Source organism: Bacillus sp. JJ1562 (assembly GCF_036962705.1).
Lineage (GTDB): Bacteria > Bacillota > Bacilli > Bacillales > Bacillaceae_L > Ferdinandcohnia.
Window position 1 is genome coordinate 87,502 of sequence record NZ_JBALOQ010000015.1, and the last position, 9,540, is coordinate 97,041.

Sequence of the window (9,540 nt, forward strand, 5' to 3'; positions counted from 1 at the left end):
ATGTATAATAAAGTTAGAAAGCCAAAGATGGAAACGAATGAGGGGACGTGAGTAAGAGTGAAAAGACACCTGTGGTTAGTGGTAAGCATAATATTATGTGTCATTATTTTAACTGGCTGCAACAATGATCCGATACCAGAGGAACGCTTTCAGTCTTTTATAAAGGATTGGGAGAAACAAGACTTTAACAAGGTGTATGATCAATTTTCAACAGATGTAAAGGAGAACGTAAAGAAGGATGAATTCGTTGAGCGTTTTAGCAAGATTTTCAACGATATTGGAGTGAGCGACCTAAAAGTCAATTTTAAAGCTCCAGAAGAAGAGGTTGAGCCTGATGATCAAGGTGAATTGGCTTTTACATACGACATTTCAATGGAAACTATCGCGGGTACTATTGAATTCACAGAGCAAGCAACACTTGTATTAGAAGAAAAGGAAGACGAAAAGAAATGGACTGTTAGATGGGAACCGGCAATGTTCTTTCCAGACATGAAGGAAGGAGATGAAATTGGTCTCGAGTTATCATCTCCAGTACGTGGTGAAATTCTTGATCGCAGCGGTGTAAAACTAGCTGAAAACGGACTTGTATATGAAATAGGAATGGTCCCACAAGATATCGGTGAAAACAAAGAAGCTACAATTGCAAAGGTTGCAGAATTATTAAAAGTAACACCTGAGTCGATTCAGAAGGATTTGAATGCTTCTTGGGTTCAACCTCATTATTTTGTACCGATTGCAAGACTTCCTTTACAGGATCAAGAGCTTGCAACAGAGGTAACACAACTGAGTGGAGTGCTTTCGAAAAAAGTGGAATCTCGAGTGTATCCTTTTAAGGAAGCGGCTGCACATTTAATCGGGTATATTGGGAAAGTAACAGCAGAGGATTTGAAAGAGCTTGAAGGAAAAGGATATTCGGCAAATGATGTAGAAGGGAAAAAGGGTCTTGAATTCGTTTTTGAGGAACGGTTAAGAGGAGAAAAAGGAGTACATCTCTTCATTAAAAAAGCAAATGACGGGGGAAATGCCACCGTTGCTAAAAAAGAAGCTAAGGATGGCGAAACGCTTAACTTAACAATTGATATTGATACTCAGCTTGTCACATTTGATCAACTAAACGGGAATGCTGGAGCAGCAGCTGCCATTCATCCAATAACAGGTGAAGCACTTGCACTTGTAAGTACTCCGTCATTCGATCCAAACGCATTTGTTTTAGGGAATGCTCCATGGAACGAATTAAATGAAGATCCACTCAAACCATTAGTAAACCGTTTTATATTGACTTATGCTCCAGGTTCAACCTTTAAACCAATTACGGCGGGAATCGCACTTGAGAATCAAGTGATTACTCCTGAAACTTCAATAGACATCAAAGGGAAGCAATGGCAAAAGGACAGTTCATGGGGAGGATATTCAATCACAAGGGTTACTGATCCTGGAAAACCGGTGAACCTAAGAGATGCCCTTGTATACTCTGACAATATATATTTCGGTCAGGCAGCATTAGGGATTGGCGGAGACCGATTTGAATCGGAATTAACAAAATACGGATTTGGGGAATCATTTCCATTTGAGTATCCCGTATATGAGTCGAAGGTTTCAAACGAAGGTTTGAACTCTGATATATTAACAGCAGATACAGGTTATGGTCAGGGGCAGCTCGAAATGAGTCCAATCCACTTGGCTGTTTCCTTTACACCATTATTAAATTCAGGAAACTTAGTAAAACCGCGTCTTATCCTAGATGGCTCGGAGAAAGAAGTTTGGAAAGATAATGTCGTTACACCTGAAACTGCTCAAATCATTGTCGATGATCTTGTACAGGTCGTAGAGGACCCAAATGGAACAGGGAATGATGCGAAAATAGAAGGTATCAAGGTTGCGGGAAAAACAGGAACTGCTGAGTTAAAAGCGACAAAAGATGAAGATGGTCAGGAAAACGGTTTGTTTGTTGGATTTAATACGGAAAATCCAAGCCTTTTAGTAGCAATGCTAATTGAAGATGTAAAAAATGGAAGTCATGATGTGACGCCTAAAGTTAGAGCGGTACTTGAAAGTGTTTTGAAAAAGTAAATAAAACAAGCATTCTGGTGAAACTAAAAAACCATGCTGAACGAGAGTAACAGGTCCGGTTTTTCGAGTGAAAAATTTAATTAGCAAGCAAATAAGCAGTCCAATTCACAACTGAATTAGACTGCTTATTTTTGTTGATATAGGAAGTTTATTAATAATATAAACGGCGAATTCGCTAATTGCTATGCTAAATAATGTTGCTGAAATTTACAAAAGGTAAATTGGTTATTTATGTTGAAATTAAAGGAGAGCATAATCAACTATCGGGTAGGTTTGCTGACGAAGAATTTTATAATAGCTTAACGATTTTTTATTTATCCTTTTGGAAAGGAGGTATTGGTAATGAAGTATCAACATACCGATTTCAGTGTAGAATTAAAAGAAAAGATCAAAAATACTGAATTGGCATTAAAAGAACATATCGAAAGATTGTTAGAAGAAAATAAATTCATTTTTGCTAAGAAAAACTTAGATTTAGATGCTGGTTTCGATCAAGAAGGCATAGACCCTTTTGTGCCTGGATACAGTTCCTCTATTTCGATAGGGATTGCTGACAAAAGCGGTGAACTTATTGATTTACATATGATTAATATATGGGAATGCGAACGTTCCTTATTAGGTATGCCGATTTTAAAAAACATCCCTGGAAGCAAGATTATCGGTGAACTACTTGATGAATCAATGGAAGAAATAAAAGAGGAATTGAAGGAATATATTGAAGAAGTATTAAATGATGAAATTTAATACTTCTTCGTCAGCGAACGGGTACTTATCTTCAACAAAGATTGTAATAAAAAACTTGGAGTCATTATGCTCCAAGCATTTTTATTTTCTAACTTACTTATCAAATTGCTCTTAATTCTAATGCGAATTGAGATGCGAAAGATGTTGTAAATTAGAGTTTTGTAGATTAAAACCGAACCTGTTAGAACGAGATATATGATTTTTTTCTGTTACATTTTATTGGATAAAAATGTTACTAGTGCACTGACTCCTATTACACCAACAGGTATAGCGGTATATAGTAAAATCTTGTTTCTATTTTTTCTTTTCTCTACTTCTTCTGGTGTTAACCAAACTTGCACGTTATTTTCCCCCTCGAATTTGGTAGCTGGCTGACATAGTCTTTTAGGACCTTAGTCCCTATAGCTTTGCGTCCCCTTTTTTCAAAGGCTTTGCTATTTTCAAAACGAATTATACCATATTTAGTATCGGCGAAATTTGTCGAAAGGTTAATGGGTCTAAAGTACTAATTTAACATCAATTGCAAGTTTATATTATAAAATTTTAATTGGATATTTTTAACAATTTTAAATGGTTAATTTTTTTCCTGAAACCTCTTCCGACAATTTCCGTTCTAGTGTCATGAGGAATACTGAGCATTTTCATATACTTTTCGTAAGGATTAACAGTTAAAACAACTAATGAATCAGAACGAACCAATAACCTGGGCGAGCGTCTACATCCAATCGGCTGTCGTTTTAAAATTCAATCTTTTCAAACTTTTATACAATAGCGTTAATAGTCTTTAAAATTATAAGAACTAAAAACAATAAACTCCTAAATGAAATAAATAGTTCCAACAATTTCCGAGGAAATATTACAAATAATATCCAAAAACGCTAAAATACGATTTGTTTATGGTGTATAATGTTATTTAATTAGTTGTGTTACGTTTGGAGGATTGAAATTGAAGAAATTATTATTAATAATTATAACGATAGCTGCAATTGGAAGTGTGATCGCTGGGAAAATCCATTGGGATCAAAAAATAGCTACTTCAACAAAAGTTGAAGTAAAGTCTGAAAAAATCGAAAAAGAAAAACCAAAATCAGAACCAAAAGTTGCGGAAGATGATACTAGAAATTTAGATGAAATAATGGGGTATACAAAAAATCTACCTGCGGATGTTATAACAAAGGTTGAGACGTCTGTTAATAGTGAAAAGTCGCTAACTTTCGTCATTATGGGTTCTGCATCCACGCCAATTGATCCAGATGGATGGCCGATGAGATTAAAGGGTGCGCTTGAGCAATCTTACGGAAAAGATGTAATGAATGTTATCATAGAAGAGATACCTGATAAGACCTCTTTAAGTGTAATTCAAGATAATCTTTATGAAGATGTAATTGAACTTAAGCCAGATGTTTTATTGTTAGAACCTTTTATCTTAATAGATAATGGTTTGGTGGCAATGTCGGATAGACTGGCAAATCTGCAAACGATTATTAACGACTTTAAAGCTGCAAATTCAGATATATCTTTATTCATACAACCTGCTAATCCATTGTTAAAGGCTAAATTTTACCCAAGAGAAGTAGAAGAATTAAAACGATTTGCTGAAAGTAATCATTATACATATTTAGATCATTGGACAGCTTGGCCTGACCATCAAACTGATGAGATTGCAGAGTATTTAGAAGATAGTTTGCCAAATGAAGAAGGACACGAACTATGGGCGAATTATTTAATTGAATATTTTACAGGTTTAGATTACTAAATGAACACCAATACTAAAGTATAGTGCTTGTCATAAACTGTCTAAATTTATTTAACGAAAAAAATCCCTGTAAAACAGGGATTTTATTTTTTATTTCGAATGTTAGTAGGATAGATTAAGTATAGTAAAGATAAATATAGATTTTAATTAGGTGGTGTTGCGAATGGAAAAGTTCGTTGTATCTTGTATATCAATTTTGTTGTTAGCTGGAATTATTCTTACTGTTCAACTTACAAACGAAGAGAAAGATTTAATAGAGGATGAAGAACAGACGATGATTTCAAATAGTAAAGGATTTGACATGCAAGTCAACGATAGAAGAATGCAACACATATTGGGTGGAAGTAACTTTTCCGAGAATATCGGAAATTCTAATTTGAATGCCACCTTGTTAATTAAGTCACAATCCGAAAAGGAAATTACTTTAGTGTATGAAGTGAAAAATGTTGGACAGAATTCAATTGCGTTGGAGTATTCTTCAAATCAAAAATATGAATATGAGCTTCACAACAAGGATAGTGGTGAAAGAAAAAGATATTCTGAAGGAAAAAACTTTTTAGATGTAAAAAATTCAACGGTTCTCCTACCAAACAAGTCTTTATCATATGAAGTGACTTTCAGTGATCTAGAGAAAGGAGAATATGTATTTTCAATGTGGATCACTGCGGTAGATGGTATTTCTACGTTGAAGAGGATTACATTCAGTTTAAGTGAATAGTTTAGATAAGTGAATCAAATTTGTGTCGAATTCTAGATATATTGTAAAAAAGTGGAGAAAACTCCACTTTTTTATCATTAATTATTTGACTATTCTACAAATTTTGACTAAAATAAAATAGTAAAAAAATAACAAAATATGGAGGGTGAGATGTTAAGGAAACCTTGTTTTGATATTAAATGATTACTATTTTAGTAGGGGGTATTTGGTTTGAATTTTAAGAAAGTCTTTGCATTATTACTTGTGCTCTTAATGGTCTTCGCAAACTCTACAATGGCAGCAGTAGGATCGTTTGCTCCGAAGAGTGAAAGAGAAGGAATAACAGTAACTAAGGGAGCGGCTATTAGTCTCGAAGAACAAGATATATATAAGGATTCAGACAAAGTTCGTGTAATTGTGGAAGTGAAGGGTGAACCTGCGATTACATATGCAACAAAAAAAGGATTGAAATTTAACGAACTTCCAAAGTCTACAAAGAAAAAACTTCATGCAGAAGTATTAGAGACTCAAAAGAAAGTAAAAAGCCAATTAAACTCAAAATCACTTAAAATGGAATTTAAGCATAATTTCACAACTGCATTTAATGGATTTAGTGGAGTTGTGGAATATGGAATGATCCCGAAAATTAAAAAACTAACGGGTGTTACGGATGTCAGAATTGCTCACGAATATGAGCGCCCAGTCGAAGAACCTACTATGAAATATAGTAAGGAAATTATCGAAGCCCAAAAAGCTTGGGAAGACTATGGTCTTAATGGGGAAGGAATGATTGTTGGTATCATTGATTCAGGAGTAGATCCGAGTCATAAAGATATGGTTCTAACAAGTGATGATAAGGCTACACTATCAAATAAAACAGTAGAGGGATTCATATCTGAAAATGATCTTCCTGGAAAATTTCATACTGCGAAAGTACCATATGGTTATAACTATATGGATGAAAATCAGGAAATATTAGACCTAGGACCTGAAGCAACCCACCATGGAATGCACGTTGCGGGAACTGTAGCTGCAAATGGTGATGAAGCAAATGGTGGTATTAAAGGTGTTGCTCCAGAGGCACAATTGTTAGCGCTTAAAGTTTTTGGTAACGATCCTGAAATGCCTTCCACATGGAGTGATATCTATGTTAAAGCAATTGATGATGCAATCATATTGGGTGCTGATGTATTGAATATGAGCTTGGGGGCGACAGCTGGTTTTGTTGTACCAGAAGATGCTGAACAAAAAGCGATAACAAAAGCTGTTGATAATGGAATTTTAATGTCTATTTCTGCAGGAAACTCTGCACACTTAGGTAATGGTTGGTCCTACCCATGGCCATCTGCATCAAACCCAGATGTTGGTGTTATTGGCTCACCGGGTATTTCATTCGATTCATTACAAGTTGCTTCAATTGAAAACAATTATATGGATATGGACGCGGTTTCATATCAATTTAGTGACAAGGCAGGATTAGCTCCATATCTTTCCGCAAGTACAGTTCATCCTAAGAGCCTTGAACAAAATTCGTTCGAGTTAGTTGATGCTGGATTAGGTGGACCAGATGATTTTAATGGAAAAGACTTAACTGGTAAATTTGCGTTAGTTAAACGTGGAGTATATCCTTTTGTAGATAAAGCATTAAATGCTCAAGCAGCAGGGGCAGCAGGTGTTTTCATTTATAATAATGCTGATGGTACTGTAAGTATGCTCTCAGATGCAGCTATCAAAATTCCACAGCTATTTATGTATAAAGTAGATGGAGATAAGTTAAAAGCAGAACTTGATAATGGTGAAACAGTAACAATTACATTTGGTGATGAAGTATTAACAGTAGAAAGCCCTACGGCTGGCAAAATGTCCGATTTTACATCTTGGGGAGTAGCTCCGAACTTAGACTTTAAACCAGAAATTACTGCACCAGGTGGGAACATCTATTCAACAATTCAAGATAATAAATATGGTGTAATGAGTGGAACTTCAATGGCTGCACCACATGTTTCGGGTGGCTCTGCCATTGTTCTACAGCGAGTTGAAGAAGAATTTGGATTGACTGGTAAAGCACGTGTTGAGCTAGCTAAGAATATTTTAATGAATACTGCAAAGCCGGTGGTAGATAAAGGCCCTGCGCAAGGATTGCTCGGACAAGAAAATCCATATTCACCACGTCGACAGGGGTCTGGAGTAATGCAAATTCATTCAGCTTTAAGCACACCTGTTGTTGTGACTGAGGTTGAAACCGGGCAAGCTAAAGTGGCTCTTAAAGAAGTTGGAGATAAATTTAACTTTACTCTAAAAGCAACTAACTATAGTAATGAGGCAATCTCTTATGATGTAAAGGCTAATGTACAAACTGATTTTGCGTACTATGGTGATTTAGGATTTGATCCGAATGTTTTAGAGGCACAGGAGCTATTAGGTGCAAATGTTTCTGTAAATGGTGGTAACTCAGTTGTAGAAGTTCCTGCAAACGGTACGGTTACATTCAATGTAGTTGTTGATTTGACGGATGCTGTGGTATTAAATTATGACGCTACAGGATTTACTTCACCAAAAGAAATCTTTGAAAATGGTTATTTTGTTGAAGGTTTTGTAACTCTATCAAACTTAACACAACCAGAAATTTCAGTACCATATGTAGGTTACAATGGCGACTGGAATAAGCCTCCTGTATTAGATGGAATGGTATATGATGAGGTTTCATTTTATCAAGCATCAGGAATGGTAAATGAAAATGGAGTATTCTTAGGTAATGACTTTATGAACAACGTATTTGATTCTTCTAAAATAGCATTCTCTCCAAATGGTGATGGGTCAAATGATGTGGTAACACCTGTACCTTCATTCTTACGTAATGCTAAATTAGTAGAATATAGTGTTGTTGATGAAAAAGGGAATGCATTAAGAAAAATTCGTACAGAAAATTACGTTAGAAAAAATTACTATGATGGCGGATCAAGCTTACCATATTCATATAATCCTGCAAGAGCATGGGATGGAAAAGTGAAAAACAAACAAGTTGAAGATGGAGAATACTTTATTGAAATTGCAACTACAATCGACTATTCAGGAAAAGAGCCTCAAATTGTTCATATACCTGTAATTGTTGATACGGTTTCTCCAGAGTTAACTGCGGAATTAAAGGATGGAAAATTAACATATGCTACTACTGATGATCGTTCAGGAGTTCAGTATGTTGATGTTTTTGTAAATGGTGAATCGGTATTTGGTGAAGAAGATCTACCTTTACCAGCAAATGGCGAGGAATATACTTTTGCAAATGATATCAAAACTGGTTCTACAGTAGAGGTTGTAGCCTATGACTTTGCTGGAAATACAGACACTGTGGTATTTAAAGGAGTCAACGATACAACGATTCCATCGATTTTTGTTAAGACTCCAGAATCACATGAAGCTATTAATAAGAATGAAGTTACAGTATCCGGATATCTAACAGATGAGTCTAGTCTAACGGATTTCACTGTTGGAGGAGAGTCTGTTGAATTGGTTTGGAATGAAAAAGAAGCACGTTTTGATTTCAGCACAGTCATAACTCTTGAGGAAGGTTATCACAAAATTCGTATCGCAGGTAAAGATAGTGCAGGAAATGAAATTTCATTCCTACGACACGTTTTTGTAGATACTACTCATCCTGAAATTAATGTGGAGGTTCCATCATCTGTAAGCTATAATACTGACTCATTTGAATTATCTTCAGCATTGAAGGATAATTTTGAAGAATTGCGTTATTACGTTGACGGTAGCGAAGTGTTCTTTAATGAACTTGTAGAACCGTATGGAATGAATAGCATTGAAAAAACAGTTAAAACAACATTGAACCTCGAGCCAGGTGATAACACATTCTTATTAGAGGCTGTTGATTTAGCTGGTAATAAAACTGTAAAAGAAATAACAATCAATAAAGAGAAAACTGCTCGTATTGCTGGAAGTGATCGCTATGAAACATCTGTTTCAATCAGTGCAGATGGATGGAAATCTTCCGAGGTTGTTGTGTTAGCCCGTGGAGATAACTATGCAGATGCTTTAGCTGGAGTCCCATTAGCAGCTAAATACGATGCTCCAGTTCTATTAACTCGTACGAAGTCTATGGACAATGTAACTAAAGCTGAAATCAAACGTTTGGGAGCTAAGAAAGTATTCATTCTAGGCTCAGAAGCGGTTGTAAGCAAGAATATTGAAAATGAGTTAAAAGCACTTAATGCTGACATGGAAATAACTCGACTTGCAGGTAAAGACCGTTATGAAACTG

Annotated in this window: 6 protein-coding genes, 1 pseudogene and 1 riboswitch; of the genes and pseudogenes, 5 read left to right on the top strand and 2 right to left on the bottom strand. The window is 35.6% G+C overall.

The genetic code is table 11. The annotated features are described in order from the left end of the window. Positions 1 to 57 precede the first annotated feature (57 nt). Entirely contained in the window at positions 58 to 2,070 is a 2,013-nt protein-coding gene (locus V7097_RS09720; protein WP_335703407.1) for a penicillin-binding transpeptidase domain-containing protein, read from the top strand. A gap of 342 nt (positions 2,071 to 2,412) precedes the next feature. Further along, positions 2,413 to 2,814, top strand: a complete 402-nt coding sequence (locus tag V7097_RS09725; RefSeq protein WP_335703408.1) for a hypothetical protein — start codon at positions 2,413 to 2,415, stop codon at positions 2,812 to 2,814. A 209-nt stretch (positions 2,815 to 3,023) separates the two neighbouring features. Here the strand turns inward: V7097_RS09725 and V7097_RS09730 are convergent, their stop codons facing one another. After that, positions 3,024 to 3,155: a hypothetical protein gene (locus tag V7097_RS09730; RefSeq protein WP_335703409.1), complete on the bottom strand. Its 132-nt coding sequence runs from the start codon at positions 3,153 to 3,155 to the stop codon at positions 3,024 to 3,026. 18 nt (positions 3,156 to 3,173) lie between these two features. Further along, positions 3,174 to 3,260, bottom strand: a riboswitch (cyclic di-GMP riboswitch). 124 nt (positions 3,261 to 3,384) lie between these two features. Next, positions 3,385 to 3,507: pseudogene (locus tag V7097_RS09735) on the bottom strand (LCP family glycopolymer transferase); the annotation flags it as partial. 253 nt (positions 3,508 to 3,760) lie between these two features. Between V7097_RS09735 and V7097_RS09740 the strand changes: the two are divergent. The 3 genes from V7097_RS09740 to V7097_RS09750 all read left to right on the top strand — a co-directional run. Beyond that, complete coding sequence (locus tag V7097_RS09740; protein WP_335703410.1) at positions 3,761 to 4,570, top strand: SGNH/GDSL hydrolase family protein; 810 nt, start codon at positions 3,761 to 3,763, stop codon at positions 4,568 to 4,570. Between the two features lie 163 nt (positions 4,571 to 4,733). After that, positions 4,734 to 5,288 carry a BsuPI-related putative proteinase inhibitor gene (locus V7097_RS09745; RefSeq protein ID WP_335703411.1) on the top strand — a complete coding sequence of 185 codons (555 nt, stop codon included), beginning with the start codon at positions 4,734 to 4,736 and terminating at the stop codon, positions 5,286 to 5,288. Between the two features lie 210 nt (positions 5,289 to 5,498). Further along, positions 5,499 to 9,540: S8 family serine peptidase (locus tag V7097_RS09750; RefSeq protein WP_335703412.1), on the top strand; the 4,042-nt coding region annotated here is incomplete at its 3' end.

Bases quoted from the DNA above. Each gene is read 5' to 3' on its own strand.
- V7097_RS09725 (WP_335703408.1), top strand. From the start codon at position 2,413: ATGAAGTATCAACATACCGATTTCAGTGTAGAATTAAAAGAAAAGATC.
- V7097_RS09745 (WP_335703411.1), top strand. From the start codon at position 4,734: ATGGAAAAGTTCGTTGTATCTTGTATATCAATTTTGTTGTTAGCTGGA.